The sequence below is a fragment of the Marinobacter sp. C7 genome (assembly GCF_022343555.1).
GTDB lineage: Bacteria > Pseudomonadota > Gammaproteobacteria > Pseudomonadales > Oleiphilaceae > Marinobacter.
Genome location: NZ_JAKQZH010000003.1, coordinates 307359 through 324682 on the forward strand (window position 1 = coordinate 307359; position 17324 = coordinate 324682).

General features: G+C 58.7%; 24 protein-coding genes. 14 read left to right on the plus strand and 10 right to left on the minus strand.

Going from position 1 to position 17324, the window contains the following annotated elements; all coding sequences use genetic code 11:
* Nucleotides 1-33 precede the first annotated feature (33 nt).
* The 4 genes from MD273_RS15860 to MD273_RS15875 all read left to right on the plus strand — a co-directional run bounded on the left by MD273_RS15860 (nucleotide 34) and on the right by MD273_RS15875 (nucleotide 1740).
* Nucleotides 34-660: an NAD(P)H-dependent oxidoreductase gene (locus MD273_RS15860; RefSeq protein WP_239038773.1), complete on the plus strand. Its 627-nt coding sequence runs from the start codon at nucleotides 34-36 to the stop codon at nucleotides 658-660.
* A gap of 46 nt (nucleotides 661-706) precedes the next feature.
* Entirely contained in the window at nucleotides 707-1003 is a 297-nt protein-coding gene (locus MD273_RS15865) for an antibiotic biosynthesis monooxygenase family protein (RefSeq protein WP_239038774.1), read from the plus strand.
* A gap of 125 nt (nucleotides 1004-1128) precedes the next feature.
* Nucleotides 1129-1461 carry an SMR family transporter gene (locus MD273_RS15870; RefSeq protein WP_239038775.1) on the plus strand — a complete coding sequence of 111 codons (333 nt, stop codon included), beginning with the start codon at nucleotides 1129-1131 and terminating at the stop codon, nucleotides 1459-1461.
* A gap of 45 nt (nucleotides 1462-1506) precedes the next feature.
* The gene (locus tag MD273_RS15875; RefSeq protein WP_239038776.1) at nucleotides 1507-1740 is read left to right on the plus strand and encodes a hypothetical protein; all 234 of its coding nucleotides are present in this window, start codon (nucleotides 1507-1509) and stop codon (nucleotides 1738-1740) included.
* Here the strand turns inward: MD273_RS15875 and MD273_RS15880 are convergent.
* Nucleotides 1737-2558: a M90 family metallopeptidase gene (locus MD273_RS15880; protein WP_239038777.1), complete on the minus strand. Its 822-nt coding sequence runs from the start codon at nucleotides 2556-2558 to the stop codon at nucleotides 1737-1739. The genes MD273_RS15875 and MD273_RS15880 overlap by 4 nt on opposite strands.
* A 176-nt stretch (nucleotides 2559-2734) precedes the next feature.
* On the opposite strand from MD273_RS15880, the gene MD273_RS15885 reads away from it, so the two are divergent.
* The 3 genes from MD273_RS15885 to MD273_RS15895 all read left to right on the plus strand — a co-directional run bounded on the left by MD273_RS15885 (nucleotide 2735) and on the right by MD273_RS15895 (nucleotide 4370).
* Nucleotides 2735-3190, plus strand: a complete 456-nt coding sequence (locus tag MD273_RS15885; RefSeq protein ID WP_239038778.1) for a CopD family protein — start codon at nucleotides 2735-2737, stop codon at nucleotides 3188-3190.
* Nucleotides 3191-3222: 32 nt separating this feature from the next.
* Nucleotides 3223-3678 (plus strand): MaoC family dehydratase, encoded by a 456-nt coding sequence (locus MD273_RS15890; RefSeq protein WP_239038779.1) that lies wholly within the window; start codon nucleotides 3223-3225, stop codon nucleotides 3676-3678.
* Nucleotides 3679-3743: 65 nt separating this feature from the next.
* Nucleotides 3744-4370, plus strand: coding sequence for a response regulator (locus MD273_RS15895; RefSeq protein ID WP_239038780.1), 627 nt, complete (start codon nucleotides 3744-3746; stop codon nucleotides 4368-4370).
* Here MD273_RS15895 and MD273_RS15900 read toward each other — a convergent pair.
* On the minus strand, nucleotides 4367-6115 hold the full coding sequence (locus MD273_RS15900) for an ATP-binding response regulator (protein ID WP_239038781.1): 1749 nt from the start codon (nucleotides 6113-6115) through the stop codon (nucleotides 4367-4369). The two genes, MD273_RS15895 and MD273_RS15900, sit on opposite strands and share 4 nt — an antisense overlap.
* Nucleotides 6116-6125: 10 nt before the next feature.
* Entirely contained in the window at nucleotides 6126-6629 is a 504-nt protein-coding gene (locus tag MD273_RS15905; protein ID WP_239038782.1) for a hypothetical protein, read from the minus strand.
* Between the two features lie 191 nt (nucleotides 6630-6820).
* Here MD273_RS15905 and MD273_RS15910 point away from each other — a divergent pair, with 191 nt between their 5' ends.
* Together MD273_RS15910 and MD273_RS15915 are read left to right on the plus strand one after the other, a co-directional pair.
* Nucleotides 6821-7654: a DUF6544 family protein gene (locus MD273_RS15910; protein WP_239038783.1), complete on the plus strand. Its 834-nt coding sequence runs from the start codon at nucleotides 6821-6823 to the stop codon at nucleotides 7652-7654.
* Entirely contained in the window at nucleotides 7647-8480 is an 834-nt protein-coding gene (locus tag MD273_RS15915; RefSeq protein ID WP_239038784.1) for a CPBP family intramembrane glutamic endopeptidase, read from the plus strand. Before MD273_RS15910 ends, MD273_RS15915 begins: the two co-directional genes overlap by 8 nt.
* Before the next feature lie 10 nt (nucleotides 8481-8490).
* Here the strand turns inward: MD273_RS15915 and MD273_RS15920 are convergent, their stop codons facing one another.
* Nucleotides 8491-8910, minus strand: a complete 420-nt coding sequence (locus MD273_RS15920) for a universal stress protein (protein WP_239038785.1) — start codon at nucleotides 8908-8910, stop codon at nucleotides 8491-8493.
* Nucleotides 8911-9071: 161 nt separating this feature from the next.
* Between MD273_RS15920 and MD273_RS15925 the strand changes: the two genes are divergently transcribed.
* Both MD273_RS15925 and MD273_RS15930 read left to right on the plus strand, forming a co-directional pair.
* Complete coding sequence (locus MD273_RS15925; protein WP_239038786.1) at nucleotides 9072-9404, plus strand: antibiotic biosynthesis monooxygenase family protein; 333 nt, start codon at nucleotides 9072-9074, stop codon at nucleotides 9402-9404.
* Nucleotides 9405-9482: 78 nt separating this feature from the next.
* Nucleotides 9483-10982 (plus strand): CoA-acylating methylmalonate-semialdehyde dehydrogenase, encoded by a 1500-nt coding sequence (locus MD273_RS15930; RefSeq protein ID WP_239038787.1) that lies wholly within the window; start codon nucleotides 9483-9485, stop codon nucleotides 10980-10982.
* A gap of 39 nt (nucleotides 10983-11021) precedes the next feature.
* Here the strand turns inward: MD273_RS15930 and MD273_RS15935 are convergent, their stop codons facing one another.
* Complete coding sequence (locus MD273_RS15935) at nucleotides 11022-11999, minus strand: ribonuclease Z (protein ID WP_239038788.1); 978 nt, start codon at nucleotides 11997-11999, stop codon at nucleotides 11022-11024.
* 69 nt (nucleotides 12000-12068) lie between these two features.
* On the opposite strand from MD273_RS15935, the gene MD273_RS15940 reads away from it, so the two are divergent.
* Entirely contained in the window at nucleotides 12069-12704 is a 636-nt protein-coding gene (locus MD273_RS15940) for a phosphoribosyltransferase (protein ID WP_239038789.1), read from the plus strand.
* Between the two features lie 51 nt (nucleotides 12705-12755).
* Here MD273_RS15940 and MD273_RS15945 read toward each other — a convergent pair whose 3' ends face one another.
* Nucleotides 12756-13280 (minus strand): hypothetical protein, encoded by a 525-nt coding sequence (locus MD273_RS15945; protein WP_239038790.1) that lies wholly within the window; start codon nucleotides 13278-13280, stop codon nucleotides 12756-12758.
* Between the two features lie 241 nt (nucleotides 13281-13521).
* Here MD273_RS15945 and MD273_RS15950 point away from each other — a divergent pair, with 241 nt between their 5' ends.
* Together MD273_RS15950 and MD273_RS15955 are read left to right on the plus strand one after the other, a co-directional pair.
* Entirely contained in the window at nucleotides 13522-14376 is an 855-nt protein-coding gene (locus MD273_RS15950) for a crotonase/enoyl-CoA hydratase family protein (RefSeq protein ID WP_239038791.1), read from the plus strand.
* 3 nt (nucleotides 14377-14379) lie between these two features.
* Nucleotides 14380-14976, plus strand: coding sequence for a CPBP family intramembrane glutamic endopeptidase (locus MD273_RS15955; RefSeq protein WP_239038792.1), 597 nt, complete (start codon nucleotides 14380-14382; stop codon nucleotides 14974-14976).
* Between the two features lie 4 nt (nucleotides 14977-14980).
* On the opposite strand, the gene MD273_RS15960 is transcribed toward MD273_RS15955, so the two are convergent.
* Genes MD273_RS15960 through MD273_RS15975 form a run of 4 tightly spaced genes read right to left on the minus strand, consistent with a single transcriptional unit; the run spans nucleotide 14981 to nucleotide 17258 of the window.
* Nucleotides 14981-15385: a DUF2721 domain-containing protein gene (locus MD273_RS15960; RefSeq protein WP_239038793.1), complete on the minus strand. Its 405-nt coding sequence runs from the start codon at nucleotides 15383-15385 to the stop codon at nucleotides 14981-14983.
* Nucleotides 15386-15416: 31 nt separating this feature from the next.
* Nucleotides 15417-15770, minus strand: a complete 354-nt coding sequence (locus MD273_RS15965; protein WP_239038794.1) for a gamma-glutamylcyclotransferase family protein — start codon at nucleotides 15768-15770, stop codon at nucleotides 15417-15419.
* Nucleotides 15771-15786: 16 nt separating this feature from the next.
* On the minus strand, nucleotides 15787-16356 hold the full coding sequence (locus tag MD273_RS15970; protein WP_239038795.1) for an NnrU family protein: 570 nt from the start codon (nucleotides 16354-16356) through the stop codon (nucleotides 15787-15789).
* Nucleotides 16353-17258 (minus strand): LysR family transcriptional regulator ArgP, encoded by a 906-nt coding sequence (locus MD273_RS15975; RefSeq protein ID WP_239038796.1) that lies wholly within the window; start codon nucleotides 17256-17258, stop codon nucleotides 16353-16355. The genes MD273_RS15970 and MD273_RS15975 overlap by 4 nt, the downstream gene beginning before the upstream one ends.
* Nucleotides 17259-17324 lie beyond the last annotated feature (66 nt).

The following is a 17324-nucleotide window of genomic DNA, read 5'->3' on the forward strand; positions in this document are numbered from 1 at the left end:
GCAAGCACTCATACAGCAGGATGGAGGCGGTTCATGAACATACACGAGGCCCTGGAATGGCGTTATGCCGTCCGCGAATTTTCACCAGAAAAGCTGGATAACCAGGACGTTGAAGCGCTCATCGAGGCCACCCGAAAGAGCGCATCCTCCTACGGGTTACAGCCTTACCAGCTGATAGTCATCCAGTCGGAATCCGTTCGGCGGATCCTTCTGCCCCATTCTTTTGGCCAGCGGAAGGTGCTCGACTGTTCCCACCTGGTGGTGCTGGCCGCTCAAACGGACATCGGGGATCACACGGTTGACCGTTACACCGACCGGTACATGAAGGTCCGGGGCGTGCCCTACGAGGATATCGCGGGGTACGCCCGCCACATGAAAGAGGCACTGGCGGCCAAGACAGACCCGGAGCGGCGCGAATGGGCCCACCAGCAGGCCTACATAGCCCTGGGAACGCTGTTGACGGCTGCTGCTGCGATGAGGATCGACAGTTGCCCCATGACCGGGTTCGACCGAAAAGCCTATGACGAGGTTCTGGGTTTAACCGGGATGAGGTTGGAGGCTTCCGCCATTGTCGCCCTTGGCCATCGCAGCCCGGCGGATGAGCATGCCCGGCTGCCCAAAGTGCGTTTTGAAGACCGGGAGATGGTGATCCGGATGTAATCTGGCCTGGCACGCCCATTACCCCAGGCATACGAAGGACCATGAGATGATCAGAGTAATTTACCGTTGGCGGGTGGAGCCGGAAAGTTTTGAGGCATTCAGGCAGGCCTGGCAACGGGCTACCAACCATATCCATGAAACCGTGCCCGGGGCACTGGGCAGTTTCATGCTGAGAGGGGAGGAGGACCCATCGGATGTGCTGACCGTTGCCCGCTGGGAATCGCGCGAGTCGTGGAAACGGTTCTGGGGCAACCGGGATCCCGGGCAAATGCGGGCCATGAGAGCACTGGGAACGCGCATTGACGCGGAAGTTTTTGAAGAAATAGAGGATTACACCCGGTGAGGGCAGTGTGTGATCCTGACATCAGGAAGAAGGACGGCTGAGGAAATCTCCTTATACCGACGGGCTAGGCAACGCCGATTGTCTCCGATAGAGTTCGGCTCTTTTCCGGGATTGGGTGGTTGCTGATGAAAAGCTGGATTTTCCTGGGCATTGCAATCGTTGCCGAAGTGCTTGCGACCTCGGCACTGAAAGCCAGCGCCGGATTTACCAAACTGGCGCCGAGCGTTCTGGTCGTCGGTGGCTATGCCATTGCGTTCTACTTCCTGGCACTCACACTCAAGGCAATCCCGGTTGGCATTGCCTATGCTGTATGGGCCGGGCTGGGCGTTCTGTTGGTGGCGCTGATTGGGTGGCTGGCGTTTGGTCAGCGGCTGGATCTACCCGCGGTGATCGGCATGACACTGATAGTAGCCGGCGTTCTGGTGATCAGCCTGCTCTCCGAGTCCAGCGCGCACTAGTGCAAGTGGACGTACTGACCTGTTTGATGAGGTTCCAATCGACGTATGGGAAGTGACGAGCTGGAGACGCTTCTGGAAACGATTCCCGACGTGCGCGATGGTCTCACCCGCACCGAGCGGATCATCCTGTATGTGCTGAATGAAACCCAGCGGGAACTTAACGGCCGTAACGTGCCTACAGTCATGCTCTACGGACGTGTTCTGGAGTATGTGAACATCAGCGAGCAGGAGCTTCACCTGTATCTGGACCGGTTGGGCGTAAAAGGGGATGGCTTCTAGCCCGGATTGATCGGGTTGAATTGGTAGTAGTCTCTGAGGGCGTCAAAAACCTTGGGCTGCTCGTGCCGCAAGTGCTCCGGTTGTTGAAAGAACGCTTCAGTCAGTACCGCAAAGAATTCTGCCGGTTCGGTAGCGCCGTATGGATCGAGCCAGGGTTTGTGACGGTGCTCGATGGTGTTTTTCAGGTGCTCGTAGGCTTCGGTCATGGTCTGCTGCCAGTGGCTTGCCTGTTCACCGCCGAGCGGAGGGGCGCCGTCTGCAGAGCCGTCCAGGTAATCCAGCTGGTGGGCAAACTCATGGAGGATCACATTGTGCGGACTGTGGGAATGGTTGGCGGCGTGTTCGCATTCGCTCCAGGCCAGTACCACCTGGCCGTGGCTTGAGGCCTCGCCGGCCCGCACTTCCTCACCTTCATGGACGATCATGCCGTGTTCCCAGGCATGCTGTACGCGGTAGACATCCGGGTACACCAGGATGCTGCGAATGTCGTCGTAGTGGGAAAACGAGCGGCCGAGGATCAGCAGGCAGGCGTGGCCGGCTATGGTCAACCGAACACGATCATCCACCTCAAAACCATCGCATCCGTAGAAGTCCTTTTCCGACAGGAAAAGCTGAACATACGCTTCCAGTAGCTCTCTTTGCGTTTCCGGCAATCGACGGTAGAAGGGGACCTGCTCCTCAAGCACTGACCGCCAATGGCCGGGAAAAGGTTGGCTGAGCTCCCGCTTGCGCCGCCAGGTCTGGTAGAAAAACAGGTAGAACACCGAGACTGAAATCAGGGTGACCGCGAAGATCGCAAATACCAGGGGTGATGACATACAGCTCCTGCCTGTTGGGCCTGTCTCAAGGCAAATCATACCGGAGATGTTGCCAGCCACCGAATCTTCCCTCTGTACTGCGGGTCCCCGACTCTGCGGCACCGGAGAGGATGGTTGGCTTTAAGGCGGCTGGCGCTTATGCTCATCACACATAAATCTCGTCCGGGAGTCGCTTTATGAGTCTGGCTATTGCCCTGCATGTTCTCTCCGCCGTGGTCTGGGTCGGCGGCATGTTCTTCGCCTATATGGCCATGCGGCCGGCGGTGGTGGAGGTCATTGATGCTTCACAGCGTGGCGTGCTGTGGTGCCATACGCTGTCCCGGTTCTTCAGGTGGGTCTGGTTGGCGGTGGTTCTGTTGCTGGTGACCGGCTACTGGATGGTGTTCAGCGTGTTTGGCGGCATGGCGGGCGCCGGCTGGCATATCCACGCCATGCAGGGGCTGGGGATCGTGATGATGTTGCTGTACTTTCACGTGTACTTCGCGCCTTTCAGAAGGCTCAGGAAGGCCGTGGCCAACAACGATCCCCAGGAAGGCGGGCGCCAGGTAGGGCAGATCCGAAAGCTGGTGGGCACCAACCTGATACTGGGACTGATCGTAGTGGCGATCGGGGCTGGTGGACGGTATCTCTGAGCCAGGCTGACATCAATCGGAGATCAGGGGCAATGTCTCATATTCGCGAGAAGGCGATTGCCGGTCTGAAGGCCGGTGATTCCTTTACCATCACCCGTACCTTTACCGAAGAAGAAACCCGGGCGTTTGGTGAGATCAGCCGGGACCATAATCCCGTGCACTACGATGACCACTTTGCCGGGGAAAAGAACCTGCGGGGCCGCATCTGCCACGGGCTGTTGGTGGGCGGAATGATTACCGAAGTGGGCGGCCAGATAGGCTGGCTGGCGTCCGGGATGAATTTCCGGTTCCGTCGGCCGGTGTATTTCGGCGACACCATCGCGTGTGTCTTCACGATCACGGAGGTGGATGAAAGGAGCCGGGCAAGGGCCGAAGCTGTATTGTCGAACCAGCACGGTGAGACCGTGATTGAGGCCTGGCTGACGGGTGTGCTGCCCGGCGAGCAGGAGCGGAGGATCATGGCGCAGTCATCTGGCGTTTCCGGCTAAACCTTCTAGAATTTTGAGAAGGTCCGGTATCCGGGATGGAAACCGGCCAAGCGCAGGATGCGTCAATGAAACTGTTCATTGTGGACGACCATCAACTCTTCATTGATGGTATGCGACACCTGCTCACTCATCTGGCTGGTGTCAGTGTTATTGAAGAGACCAATCGGGCGGAAGAAGCAATCGAGAAGCTCGAGAAAGAGGACAATTTCGACCTGGTTCTGATCGACCTTGCGATGCCGGGCATGGATGGGTTGGCCATTCTCCAGAGGCTCAGGGAAGCGGGCTCCGTCACACCGGTTGTTGTGGTCTCCGCCGAAGAAGACATTTCCCGTATCGAAAGTGCCCTCGAACTCGGCGCCCTGGGTTACATTCCCAAGTCGCAGAGCGGCATCGACATGCTCCGTGCCCTGGAGCAGGTGTTATCGGGCGACCTCTATATCCCTGACTCCGTCCGCGAGCGCCTCAGCCATTACCAGTCCCGTCGTCATCCTGAGCACGGCACTCTGACCCGCCGCCAGATGGATGTGCTGGGACTCGTCGCCAAGGGCTATTCCAACAAGCAGATCGCCACCGCGCTGTTCGTGGCCGAACATACGGTCAAGGTTCACATTGCTGCCATCCTGAAGGCGCTCAATGCCCGCAACCGGACCGAATGCGTGCACAAGGCCAGGAGCCTGGGGTTGCTGGATTAATCTGCACTGGCAGTGCTGATAAGGTGGCGCTGAATGAGGCTCCTGAGTCTGGCGGGGCTGACCGGTTTGTGAACCATCCTGAGCCCACTGTTTTCCACTTCCTGTAACTGCTGGGATGTGGATGCGCCGGTTATGATGATGCCGGGGAGCGTTGAACCGTAACGTTCCCTGAGGGTTCGGATTGCCTCAACACCATTCTGGCCCCCCTTCAGGCTGAAGTCCGACAGCACGAGGTCTGGTCGTTCCTTCGTTTGTTGGAGGGCATCCGCCAGGGACGACACCGAAGTGACCTTGAAATTCCAGCGGTTCAGCAACGTGTGCATCGCATTGAGGACGTATCTGTCGTCGTCGATGACCAGAATGTGATGACCCGAGGCCTGCCACGTCCCCTCCGCAGGGGGCTCGTCCTGATGCCTGACCCTGGCCTGATCGCCAAGTGGCATTGTCAGGCTGAAAACAGAACCTCTGCCATCGTTGGACCTCATGTCCAATGGCAGTTCCATCAGCTCACAGAGTTTTTTTACGATAGCCAGGCCAAATCCCAGCCCCTTATCCCGTTCGTCATCATGGGGCGACGGGTGTGCCTGCTCGAATTCCACGAAAATCCGTCTCCGGGCCTCGCGGGGGATGCCGACACCGGTGTCCCAGACCTGAACAAGTACCGAATCCTGTCTGGGACGGGCGCTGATGAGAACCCCGCCTGACCGGGTATACCGGATGGCGTTGGCGATCAGATTGCGCATGACGCGCTCCAGCAACGTACGATCCGCCCTTACAACGGCGGGTCGGGCATGGAGCCTGAGAGTCAGGTTCTTTTGTTCGGCTTTTTCCTGGAACTCTTCTTTCAGCTGAACGAGAAAAAACTCGATATCAAAATCCTCTGCTTCAGGCTGGACAATATTGGCATCGAGTCGCGATATGTCGAACAGGGCATCAAACATCCTGCGCATGGCATCGAGGGAGGCTTCGATCCGGCCGAGGATGCGCTGTTCTTCTTTCGGACTGTCCGCATGCTTTAGCGCATCGAAGAACAGGGAGAGTGCATGCAGCGGTTGCCGGAAGTCGTGGCTGGCCGTTGCCAGGGTACGCGATTTTGCCCGGATGGCGGTCTGCAGTTCCCTGGACCGTTGTTTGAGCTGATCTGCGAGGTCGGCGGTTTCGAGGCGCAGATGCATTTCCGAGCGTACGATCGAGTTCAGTTTGTTCGCAAAGCTGTACGCGGCCAGAATCGCAAACGCAACCATCATTGCCAGGGCGAACCAGGCCACCTCTCCGAGGCTGATGAAGTGGGCAACCAGAGCACCCTTGATGGGCATGCCGTAGCTGTAATAGAGCGGCAGCCAGTGGGCCCCGGCGGAGATGGAGCCAATGCCCAGTATCAGAGCCAGGGTGATCATGAATACCTGGTGTGGCACGGACACGGTGTCGGCAAACAGAAAAACCGCGCTCGCCCAGAGAGCGCCGAGGTAGACCTGTAACAACAGGAGCCTGCGATGCCACGGCGCAGCGTTGGCGGGGGTGACAGCGTGTTTCTGGTAGGCTGAGGTAAGCAGGTAGCGGCTTCCGATGCCGACAAGTACGAGGACGAACCATCCCGATAGCAGTGCCCGGTCCGCCTGGTTCCACAGGACCAGTACGACGGTCAGCGGAACCAGGATGGTAACGGCGGCCCCTTCACGCATTTTGCTGAAGTGAGGGGCCAGTGCCTCGAACGTGATGCGCTGTTCGATCTCCGTGGCATTCATGCGTCTCCGTTTACCTTAGCGCCTGTATGGTCCTCTGGTTTTCCTGGTGTCGTTCCACGAGAACCGAGAAGGTTTGTGGACGGCACTGAACCCACCAGGATCCGACGAAAGGCCTTTGTCGGTGCGGATGCGCCACTTCGCGACCAGTGTTGGAAAATCCCCAGTTTGTTGCCTCATCCAGAAGCATGGCCCGTTCTCCCGATAAAGCAAATGGCTGGGTTCGGGCAGTGCCACCCCGGGGGTCTCTGGATCTGATGTTGCCACAGACCACCATCTGGCCGCTCGGGCCTTCAACAGCAACGCCGTAAACGTTGAAGAATTCAGCTGACCGGGCATCGGCCACCATCTCGGCGACAGATTCTGTAGCCGCGGCTTTCTGCTCGGAAGAGAGTATGACCAGAAGGGGTTCCGGCACCCCGGAAGAGGCTGGATCAAGCGCTGCATAGCGTTGGGTATCCGTGCTTGCACAGCCGGTTATTGCGGCGAGTGCCAGCAATAAGGGTAAGGTTTTCATGTCAATCTCCACTATTCCCTGTTCAGGCTCCTGACGAGCCGTACCCCGGGCCTGAAAAAGGCTTGGGTCCCTTGCGTGAAACCGTGAAGGGCGTCACATTGAAAGTATTGGGAATCAGCGGCGGTTCTTGTATTACTCAAAAGAGCTAATTTCATGGCCGGGAACAACCAGACACGGAACGTCATTCATCCATGGTGATTTACCTGATCATTGCACTGATTCTTGCTGTGCTGGCAGCACTATCTGCGCGACGGTTTGCCGATTTCCGGGCCGATCGGCAGGCTACGGAAGCTCTGATCCTCAGCCAGCCAGCTGCGCCCGCCCGTTTCGATCCGGTTATGGTCGCCCCTCTGCCTGAACCGGCCCGACGCTTCTTTCTGTATACCATCGCTCCCGGAACACCCCTTTATACGGTGGCAACGCTCACCATGGAAGGAAAGTTCGGCATGGGCGACCGGGCGAAGCCCGATTACATGGCGATGTCCGCCCGGCAAACCCTGGCCGCGCCCACCGGTTTTATCTGGCGTATGCACGCCCGGCGGGGTTCTATGCGGATCTCGGGTTCAGATACCGGGCAATGGACCCGGTTCTGGTTAATGGGGCTGTTACCGGTGGCCCGCATGGGCGGCGATGCAGATCACACGCTGTCGGCATTTGGCCGTTATATCGCCGAGGCGGTTTTCTGGACACCTGCGGTCGTGCTGCCGGGTCCCAATGTGCACTGGGAGCTGGTCGATGTACACACCGCCCGAGTGACGGTGCGCCATGGCGGCTTATCCCAGGCGGTGGATGTGACGGTTGCAGGCGATGGCCGGCCGATTCAGGTCCGCTTCGACCGCTGGAGCAATGCCAACCCGGAGAAGGAACACCGCTGGCAACCTTTCGGAGGCTACCTCTCCGAGTTTCGTGACGTGGATGGCTTCCGGTTGCCCACGCATGTGGAGGCGGGTAACTATTTCGGGACGGAGCGTTATTTCCCGTTTTTTGTGGTGGATGTAACGGAGATTGTGTTTCCCCATGACTGAGCGCAGAGGCCCCATCGTCGGGCTGAGATCGTGGATTCTCGATCATCCGGTGATGGCATTTCCCGTGGTGTATCTTGGCTGGGCCTACCTTTTCTGGATTCCCGTGTTGCTGTCGAACTCCTCGGTATGGGCGTTCCCCAACCTGATCTGGTTCCTGTTGGGAGGTGCCAGTCCGCTGGTGGCAGGGCTGTTACTCGCGTCGATGTCAGGCGGCATGCGCGCATTGCGCGATCTGGGCTGGAGGCTGGTGGACTGGCGCCGCATTCCCGGTCGCTGGTGGCTGTTGATCCTGTCGTTCTGGCTCGTGTTCGATCTGGCCAAGGCCGTTGTTGCGGTTGTGCTGGGTATCACGGATACCCCCCTCGATCCGGACTGGGGATTGTTCTCCAACCCCGGTCCGCTGCTGTTTCTTCTGCTGTTGTCGTTTGTCTTTCCGGCGATTGAGGAAGTTGGCCTGAGGGGCTATTACCTGGAGATTTTGCAGCAACACCTGAGTCCTGTGCAGGCAGGTATCATCAACGGCATGGTCTGGGCCGCCTGGCATGCGCCCTTCGTCTGGTTTCCGGGCTACTATGCCAATACCACCTTTAATCCGGAGCTGTACTGGTGGTTGCCCATGATTGTCTGCCATACCTTGATGATCATGCACGTCTATAACCGCACCGGGCGAAGTATCCTGGCGGTGCTGATCTTTCACGCGATGATGAACTTCACCGGCGAGTGGCTGCGCATCTCGCCGGAGATGTACCCTTTCATGCTCACCGGTAACGTCATTCTCGCCGCACTGGTTGTTATGGCGTGGCAAAAACGAACCTTGCCGACCTGAGGGCCCTTACTCAGCGAACGACGAAGATTGACACATCACTGTGCTTCACCAGCCTCGCGGCATTGGAGTGCAGAATATGCAGCCGGTCACCAGTGCCCGGCGGATGGGACGCCATCACCACAAGATCCGCGCCGGTTTCCTCGATGACATCCAGAAGCCGGTCATCAAGTTCCACCGCAGTGTCCGGCGTCTCAATCACTTCTGACTGGGTCTTGATACCGTGGGACTTTCCCTGCTCCTCGGCGAACTCCTTAAGCTTTTCAGCAAGTTCCTTGGGATTGTGCGCGGCTGCACCGGGCGTGGTGTTGGTGACAGTCACGTAGCAGAGGGTGGAGTGGTAATGCTTGGCAATGTCGATCGCTGTTTCCAGCGTCTTGGGCATTTTATCCAGGTGTGACAAATCCACCGGAACCAGGATTTTACTGTACATGGCGTGTTTCTCCTGTGTCGCTTGGCAAATGCGTCTTGTGCTACATACTCAAAGAGTGGCACTCAAAAGCGGATGCTGCCAATTCTTTAGTTGGCGGGTTTGATTCGAAGCAAATTCACTTGGACCATGGCGATGAAGCAACTGGGAACAGGGAGAGAGCGATGAAGTATATTTTTGAGGTCCGGGTGCAGGAGGGGCATACGGCCGAGGAGTACGCGGATGCCTGGGTTCGCGCCAGCGAGCTGATCCAGCAGGCACCGGGTGCCCGCGGAACCATGCTGCACCGGAAAATTGGCGAACCAAATACGCTGATTGCCATCGCCTCCTGGGACAGCAAGGAAGCGCGGGATTCAATGGAGTCCGGCAAGGACCCCCGCATCACCGAGATTATCCGCAGTGCAGCGCCTTTTGTGGAGATCACTCCACTCGGGGAATTCGAGGAGCCCGAATGGGTGGTGATGCCCCCTGACTCCGGCCAGGAGTGGGGGATGTGAGCGACGGCTGACCCAGCGGGAAACGGTGCGGTGGTCTATATTTATCCGACGCCCTGTATCGTTTCCCGGAGGTCAGTCATGTCGGTTCGTGAGATCCCCCTTTTCATTGATGGTAAGCCAGTCCGTTCGGAGAGTTCGGAGTGGCGTGACGTTGTTAATCCGGCCACCCAGGAAGTGGTTTCCCGTGTGCCATTCGCCACCGAGGCGGAAGTGGAGCGGGCGATTGCCTCGGCCAAACAGGCGTTCCGCGATTGGCGGAAGGTGCCACTGGTTCAGCGCATGCGCATCATGCTGAAATTCCAGGCCCTGGTGCGGGCGCACACCGAGGAGCTGGCGGCCCTGATTACCGAGGAACATGGCAAGACTCTGCCCGACGCAGAGGGTGAAGTGGGCCGTGGCCTGGAAGTGATCGAGCATGCCTGTTCCATCACGTCCCTGCAGCTGGGCGAGATTGCCGAGAATGCGGCGGGTGGTGTGAATGTCTATTCTCTGAACCAGCCACTGGGCGTGGGCGCAGGTATTACAGCGTTCAATTTCCCGGTGATGCTGCCCTGCTTCATGTTTCCCCTCGCCATTGCCACCGGCAATACCTTCATTCTCAAACCTTCCGAGCAGGATCCCAGCTCCACCATGCGGCTGGTGGAGCTTGCCCATGAGGCGGGTATTCCCGCGGGCGTGCTGAACGTGGTTCATGGTGGCCCGGATGTGGCCAACATGATCTGCGACCATCCCGACATCAAGGCGCTGTCCTTTATCGGTTCCACTCACGTAGGCACTCACATCTACGATCGTGCCGGTGCCGCGGGCAAGCGGGTGCAATCGATGATGGGCGCGAAGAACCACTGTGTGATCCTGCCGGATGCCAACCGCAGTCAGGCCATCAACAACATGATCGGTTCGGCATTCGGCGCCGCCGGCCAGCGCTGTATGGCCAATTCGGTGCTGGTCCTTGTGGGCAAGGCCCGGGAATGGATGCCGGAAATTATCGAGAAATCAAAGAACCTGAAGGTCGGCCCGGGCATCCAACGGGACGCGGACCTCGGACCGCTGGTCTCTCCCCAGGCCCTCAAACGGGTCGTTGGTCTGATCGACAAGGGCGAGAAGGAGGGCGCCACCCTGGCGCTCGATGGCCGTGGCTGCACGGTGGAGGGATACCCCGAGGGCAACTTCGTGGGACCCACGATTTTCACCAACGTGAAGCCGGAAATGACCATCTACCGTGAGGAAATCTTTGGTCCGGTGCTCTGTGTCGTGGAGGTCGATACCCTGGATGAGGCTATCGAATTCATCAACCGGAATCCGAATGGTAATGGTACCTCCCTTTTCACCGGCTCGGGCTGGGCCGCACGGCGGTTCGAGAACGACATCGACGTGGGGCAGGTGGGTATCAACGTGCCCATCCCGGTCCCGGTGGCATTCTTCAGCTTCACCGGATCCCGGGGCTCCAAACTTGGCGACCTTGGACCCAACGGCAAGCAGGCGATCCAGTTCTGGACGCAGACCAAGACCGTTACCGCACGCTGGTTTGAGCCGGATCATTTGTCTGACGAGGTGAATACCACCATTTCAATGAAGTAGTGCGGTTCTGCCGGTTGAATCTGGCGTCCCGGTATTGAGCTAGTGTGCCGGGGCGTCGAGTGGCTGGAGCGTCAGGTCCTTGTTGAGCCGGTAGCTGGCAAAATCCCGGGCCAGATAAAGGGTGCCCCGATACAGGCCAGTCGCCTCGGCTTCAATTTCGCCGATGTGCGGGTAGGCATCCCTGCTGAGCTGGTAGCGGGAGCTGAAATGCGTCAGCACCAGGTTTGGCACGCCTGCCGCTTCTGCGAACCGGGCGACCTGGGCAGCCGAGCTGTGCTGGGGCCAGGAGCCGACCCGGTCAGCGACCTCCTGGGTATAGGTGGCCTCGTGAATAAGCACATGGGCATCCTGGCAGGCGGCTTCGAGCAGTTCCGGGTTGTCGTTGTCGCCGCCGACGACCATTTTCCTGGGTTGTCGGGTGATGGCAGTGTACTGCGCGCAGCGGAGTACGGTCCCGTTCTCCAGTACCGTATCCCGCCCCTGTTGCAGTTCCCCCCAGGCGGGGCCCGGTTCAATACCGTCGGCCTCGAGCCGGTCTTTCAGCAGCTGACGTTCCAGATTCTTTTCCGTGAAGGTAAAGGCCCGACTTGAGACCCGGTGCGAAAGGGGCGTTGCCATGACTTCCAGTGCATCGTCTTCCCAATAGAACTCATCAGCTTCGGAGTCGATGTATTTGAGCTCATAGCTCAGGCTGGAGTCGCTGTTGCTCAGGGCGGCTTCCACGAAGGCTTTGACGGGCCTGGGGGCGATCAGGAAGAGCGGCTCGGTGCGGCCGAGCATCGAAGCACTCGTGAGCAGGCCCGGCAGGCCGAAGGTGTGGTCGCCGTGCACATGGGTGATAAAGATCGCCTGTAGCTGCATCACGGAGTGGTGGGTATGCAGCAACTGATGCTGGGTACCCTCTCCACAATCGATCAGATACCAGTGTTTCGGCTTGCCGTGCATCAGGGCGAGTCCGGTGACATTCCTGGCCTTGGTCGGTGTGCCGGCAGATGTTCCGAGGAAGGTGAAATCCATGTGTTTTCCTGTGGTGACCCTTCAGAGAGTATAAAATTGAAAGACAGGATCACAAGCCAGGAGCGCCCGATGGCAGAACCGACGATCATGAAGGTCCAGCTGCTCAGCCCGGATGAGGTAGTCGACGCCTGCGATGCATTGGCGAAGCGTATCCTGGCAAGCCGCTTCCGGCCGGAGATGGTTGTTGCCGTCGCCCGCGGTGGCTTCATGCCCGCCCGCTTTCTCTGTGACTTTCTCGATTTGGGCACGTTGTGTTCAATCCGTGTCCAGCATTACGCAGCCGGCGCCAGCAAAGGCAGGGAGGCACGCGTGACCATCCCGCTGGCGGCGGACATCCGCGGGGCAAGGGTACTGGTGGTTGACGATGTGAATGACAGCGGCGATACCCTTCGGGCGGCGCGCTCCTACCTCGAGCCGCTGGGGCCGGCGGAGCTACGCACCGCTGTGCTGCATGAGAAGCTGGTGACCACCTGCCCGGCGGATTTCAGTGCCGGTGAGGTGCGAAAGTGGCGCTGGATCCTTTATCCCTGGGCCATGGTGGAAGATATCGCACAGTTTGTCCGGGAAATGGCGCCTGCTCCCCGAAACGCCGAGGAAACCTTGCGGCGTTTGCAGGTCTGTTATGGGCTGGAGCTTACCTCCGTACAGTTGACCCGGGTGGTCTATTTCGGACGGTTGCCGGATGTCCTCCTGCCGGATACCTGAAACAGGAAACCCGCCCTGGTCGGGGCAGGTTTCCTGTCGAGCCTGGGGCGCTTACCAGCCCCGATAGTATTGGCGCTGGCGGTCCCGGAGCCGCTGACGTTGTTCGTCAGTCAGCACCTCGTTCATTTCCTGCTGGAATTTCTGACGCCGCTCGTACATTTCCTGCATTCGTTCCTGCTGCTCCTCCCAGTGCCGATTCTGGATCTCCTCCATGCGTTTGCGTTGTTCATCGGTCAGATCCAGTCCTGCGCCAGGCCCCATGCCGGGATAGCCTCCCATCATCCCGGGGCCGGGACCATAACCCATGCCGTGGCCATAGCCCATACCCGGTCCCATGCCATGCATGCCCGGACCGTATCCCATACCCGGTCCCATGCCGTGCATGCCCGGGCCGTAGCCCATACCGGGGCCCATGCCGTGCATGCCGGGGCCGTAGCCCATACCCGGTCCCATACCATAGCCCATTCCGGGACCCATGCCCGGGCCCATGTAGCCCTGGGCTGCGGCGACGCCTGAGAGTCCCAGGCCCAATACAGTCGCTAACACGGTTGTTCTGAATGCTCTTGCGGTGTGCATTCCGGTTTCCTCCTCCTGTGAGATCTCCCGAAAGGAATTTGTTCATCTGCAAGCTTGGCACAAGTTTTTCTGTCGGCAAGTGCGTCGGAGGGAATGCGGTGCGAGTGTCGATGATCCGCTTTCGTCGATGGCTATTGAGCGGTATATTCGGGAAGAATCACGGAAAATTCTTTTAAAATAGTTGAAAATACTACCAAATTTCGATTTTTATCGTTTTTTGATGACACGACGGAGACCAAACGTGACCGAACCTTTTTCCTATCAGAGTTTCTCGGTTGATGTGTCCCATTACATCGCCCACGTCCAGTTCAAGCGCCCGGATGAGCTCAACACCATGAACAAGGCATTCTGGCTTGAGCTGCCGCAATGCATGCGGGAGATTGAAGCCAACAGCGATGCACGGGTCATCGTGATTTCCTCTACCGGCAAGCACTTCTCTGCCGGCATGGATCTGGGCGTGTTCAGCGATCCCAAGTCTGTCCCCATGAGCGGCGATCCAGGGCGCATGGCGGAGAACCTGCGCCGGGTGGTCATGCAGCTGCAAGATACCCTGACGTCCCTCGAAAAAGTCCGCTTGCCTGTGCTGGCGGCCGTTCATGGCGGCTGTATCGGTGGCGCGCTGGATCTGGTCTGTGCCGCCGACAGCCGTTATTGCACGGAAGATGCCTACTTCACGATCAAGGAAACCGAGCTTGGGATGACGGCGGACGTAGGTACCCTCCAGCGCCTGCCAAAACTGATACCCGAAGGTGTGGTCCGTGAACTGGCCTACACCGGACGGAAGTTCGACGCACAGGAGGCGCACCGGCTCGGTTTCGTGAACACCGTATTTGAAAGCCACGAAGCCATGGTCGAAGGCGTCATGGAAATCGCGGCCCGGATCGCGGCCAATTCGCCACTGGCGGTCACCGGCTGTAAGGAAATGATCAATTACAGCCGCGATCACTCGGTAGAGGACAGCCTCAAATATATGGCGACCTGGCAGGCGGGCATGTTCAGGCCCACGGACATGATGAAAAGCTTCCAGGCGAAAGCCCAGAAACAGTCGCCGGACTATGACGACCTGTTCCCGGTCAACGACCTGTTCAGCCAGTAATTGATGCCGGGGCAGGGAGGTTCATCCATCTCCAACCGGGCCGCCCTGGTCTTCCAGGGTGGTATCGGCGTTATCGGCCTGGTCGCCATCTGGTTGCTCGACATTCCCGTCCAGTGGGGTGGGTTGAGTGGCATTGAAGTGCTGCTTTACGGCGCGCTCGGCGCGGCTGGCACCTATGTGTCACTGTTGCTGCTGACCCAGATTCCGAGTCTATTCCCGGATAACCTGTCCCGCCAGATGCGGGGGCTGTATAACTTTGCCCGCAGTTATACCTGGCCGATGCTGGTGGTTTTGTCAGTGTTGGCGGGTGTTGGTGAGGAACTGCTGTTCCGTGGTGCGGCCCAGGGCTGGCTGATGCAGCACACCGGGCCGTGGACCGCGGTGTTGGCATCCTCGGTGCTGTTCGGCCTGGTGCACTATGTTTCGTTTACCTATTTTCTGGTGGCCACCGGGCTCGGGCTGGTGCTGGGATCGGCCTACCATCTGTCAGGCAGTATGGGGCTCGTCATGTTCTGGCATGCGCTGTATGACGTTCTTGCACTCTACTGCCTCCTACGCTTCCCCCGCTGGTTCGGGATCAACCCTCCGGACCGGCCCTGACCGTTCAACCCGGGTTTCCGCTTTTCCGGGCCTCGAAGCTGGACAGCTCCACGTTGATCGCATTCGTGGAGATCTGGATTTCGTACAGTGAATACAGCAGCGAGAGCGACAGCAGCACCAGGCTGACGCCGAATGCGAGGATGCCGGGCATCTCGAAATCCAGAAACAGCAGGAACATGGACACGGTGCACAGGAAAAAACTGAGAACGCCGAAAGCCTGCATGCGCTTGGTCAGGACAATGCGCTTACGCAGCATGCCGATCTGCCGGGCAATGAGGGCATGGTCCTCCTCGGTGTCCATCTGCTTGAGTTGGCGAATCAGCTGGGCCAGCACCAGAAAACGGTTGGTGTAAGCAAGCAACAGCAGCGAGATGGCAGGGAAAAGCAGGGCAGGGGTGGTCAGGTCCAAGGGCGAATCCTTTGAGGTTCCAGTGACTTGTTCACCAGTTTCCGGAAGCAATGATCTGTTTGCTGGTAACCGGCTGATTGTAGATGTAAACCCAGCATAGCCCGAAGCGGGTGTCGAGCCGCTTGCGCAGGTAGAGGCTCTTCGCCGGCGCCGAAGGGATGTAATCCTCAAGAACGTCCAGCTCCTCGAGCATGGGATCGTTTACGGCATAGATTTCCACCGAGACACCGTCGGAGGGTTTCAGAAGGGCCCCCGGATAAGGGCCCAGATTATAAAGAGTCAGGGCGGTCAGGCGGTCTGTCCCGAGATACGTCGCCCGGCTCAGGAGGTGGCTGTTGTTGTGGCCACGTTTCAGAGTGCCGTACACCGCAACCTTGTGTTTCATGAAGCCCGGTCTCTGCTCAGACAGGTGATACACCAATGAGCCACTGATGGGCCCAGAACACGGTAATGACGTAGACCGCCAGGCCCCCGACGACGGCAATGGCATCGTTTGCCTTCGAAGCCGGCAGGGTCGGAATGGACCGCTCGGTGCGTCTCTTCATGGAAATCCGATCCACTACCGCCCAGGTCAGGAAGGCGCCAAAAAGCAGAACATCATGCAGCATGCCGTTAGCCAGCAGGTGAGCCAGGGCCCAGAGTTTTACGGCGACCAGCATCGGGTGTTTGAGCTTTGCTTTTATCTTCCCCGGGAAATATGTGGCGAACAGAAGCGGAAAAACCGGAATCAGTAACAGCATGGCCAGGTGACGGAGCCAGCCTGCAGGTGTGTATAGCACGGTCGGATCCATCCGGGCGGCCCCATATCCCCAGACAATCAGGACAAGGCCGATAAGCGAAACGACCGAGTAGAGGCCCTTGAATGCTCCTTCGCCAAGTTGACTGTGTAGCCTGTTGCGAAGTGGTTCATTGACGATAGATAGCGAGTGGATTCCCAGAAACAGGATCAGGCCGACAATCAAAGTGGTCATTTACTGCAACTCCCTGGTTTGTTCCTTTCCGCGGTAAGCACACGGGCATTCTTCAAAGCCTGCGTGAGGCGATCCATGGCACCTCCGCTGTGGCGCCAGAAATGCCAGTATAGCTCGACTTCCAGTTGCTGCCCGGAGGCAATGCTGGTCAACGTATGTGCTGCCAGCTCTTTTCGCGCCTGGATTTCCGGAATCATGCCATAGCCCATGCCAGCGGCTGCCAGTTTTACAAATCCCTCCGATGATGGGCAGAGGTGATGAGGGAAAGACCCGTGGAAGCCGCACTGTGCCAGGAAGCGATGCTGTAACTGGTCGTTCGGTCCGAACACGATCGCCGGTGCCTCTCGCAAGGCTGTCTCGGTCAGTCCCCCGGGAAAATAGCGGCTGATGTAACCGGGGGTTGCCAGCGGCAGGTAGACCATTGAACCCATGGGCACGCACCGCGCACCCGCGACCGGTTGTGGGCTGCTGCACAGACAGGCTGCAACGTCGCCTTCGCGCATTCGGCGGAGGCCAATATCCTGATCTTCGATAACAAGGTCAAGCAGCAGCTCCTCGTCACGACAGAACTCGCCAATGGCCTCGGCCCACCAGGTGGCAAGGCTGTCGGCGTTCAGGGCGATACGGAGCCGAGCAGAGGGTTCGTTGAGAGTGGGCAGGGATTTGGCCAGATCGCGCTCCAGCAACTGCACCTGCTGGACGTGATTGAGCAACCTCTGACCGGCTGGTGTGGCTTTCAACACAGGACTGCGAACGAGAACGGGTTGCCCGAGGCGAATTTCCAGCGTCCGGATTCGCTGGGATACCGCCGACTGACTGAGCCCGAGAGCGTCCCCGGCGCGTTCAAAGCCTCCGCATTCCACGACGGTCGCCAGCGCTTCCAGCAGTTTGTAGTCAATCATAAGGAAAACTGATGCATTATTAAGAGTATGAATTTCCAGTATATAGCCGCCGCGGTATCCTTGCGT

Coding starts and splice junctions, on each gene's coding strand:
- MD273_RS15955 (WP_239038792.1), top strand. CDS start 14,380: ATGCCGGGGCAGGGAGGTTCATCCATCTCCAACCGGGCCGCCCTGGTC.
- MD273_RS15935 (WP_239038788.1), bottom strand. CDS start 11,999: ATGGATTTCACCTTCCTCGGAACATCTGCCGGCACACCGACCAAGGCC.
- MD273_RS15965 (WP_239038794.1), bottom strand. CDS start 15,770: ATGAAACACAAGGTTGCGGTGTACGGCACTCTGAAACGTGGCCACAAC.
- MD273_RS15865 (WP_239038774.1), top strand. CDS start 707: ATGATCAGAGTAATTTACCGTTGGCGGGTGGAGCCGGAAAGTTTTGAG.
- MD273_RS15925 (WP_239038786.1), top strand. CDS start 9,072: ATGAAGTATATTTTTGAGGTCCGGGTGCAGGAGGGGCATACGGCCGAG.
- MD273_RS15870 (WP_239038775.1), top strand. CDS start 1,129: ATGAAAAGCTGGATTTTCCTGGGCATTGCAATCGTTGCCGAAGTGCTT.
- MD273_RS15915 (WP_239038784.1), top strand. CDS start 7,647: ATGACTGAGCGCAGAGGCCCCATCGTCGGGCTGAGATCGTGGATTCTC.
- MD273_RS15890 (WP_239038779.1), top strand. CDS start 3,223: ATGTCTCATATTCGCGAGAAGGCGATTGCCGGTCTGAAGGCCGGTGAT.
- MD273_RS15940 (WP_239038789.1), top strand. CDS start 12,069: ATGGCAGAACCGACGATCATGAAGGTCCAGCTGCTCAGCCCGGATGAG.
- MD273_RS15875 (WP_239038776.1), top strand. CDS start 1,507: ATGGGAAGTGACGAGCTGGAGACGCTTCTGGAAACGATTCCCGACGTG.
- MD273_RS15920 (WP_239038785.1), bottom strand. CDS start 8,910: ATGTACAGTAAAATCCTGGTTCCGGTGGATTTGTCACACCTGGATAAA.
- MD273_RS15860 (WP_239038773.1), top strand. CDS start 34: ATGAACATACACGAGGCCCTGGAATGGCGTTATGCCGTCCGCGAATTT.
- MD273_RS15910 (WP_239038783.1), top strand. CDS start 6,821: ATGGTGATTTACCTGATCATTGCACTGATTCTTGCTGTGCTGGCAGCA.
- MD273_RS15895 (WP_239038780.1), top strand. CDS start 3,744: ATGAAACTGTTCATTGTGGACGACCATCAACTCTTCATTGATGGTATG.
- MD273_RS15905 (WP_239038782.1), bottom strand. CDS start 6,629: ATGAAAACCTTACCCTTATTGCTGGCACTCGCCGCAATAACCGGCTGT.
- MD273_RS15970 (WP_239038795.1), bottom strand. CDS start 16,356: ATGACCACTTTGATTGTCGGCCTGATCCTGTTTCTGGGAATCCACTCG.
- MD273_RS15930 (WP_239038787.1), top strand. CDS start 9,483: ATGTCGGTTCGTGAGATCCCCCTTTTCATTGATGGTAAGCCAGTCCGT.
- MD273_RS15945 (WP_239038790.1), bottom strand. CDS start 13,280: ATGCACACCGCAAGAGCATTCAGAACAACCGTGTTAGCGACTGTATTG.
- MD273_RS15900 (WP_239038781.1), bottom strand. CDS start 6,115: ATGAATGCCACGGAGATCGAACAGCGCATCACGTTCGAGGCACTGGCC.
- MD273_RS15880 (WP_239038777.1), bottom strand. CDS start 2,558: ATGTCATCACCCCTGGTATTTGCGATCTTCGCGGTCACCCTGATTTCA.
- MD273_RS15975 (WP_239038796.1), bottom strand. CDS start 17,258: ATGATTGACTACAAACTGCTGGAAGCGCTGGCGACCGTCGTGGAATGC.
- MD273_RS15885 (WP_239038778.1), top strand. CDS start 2,735: ATGAGTCTGGCTATTGCCCTGCATGTTCTCTCCGCCGTGGTCTGGGTC.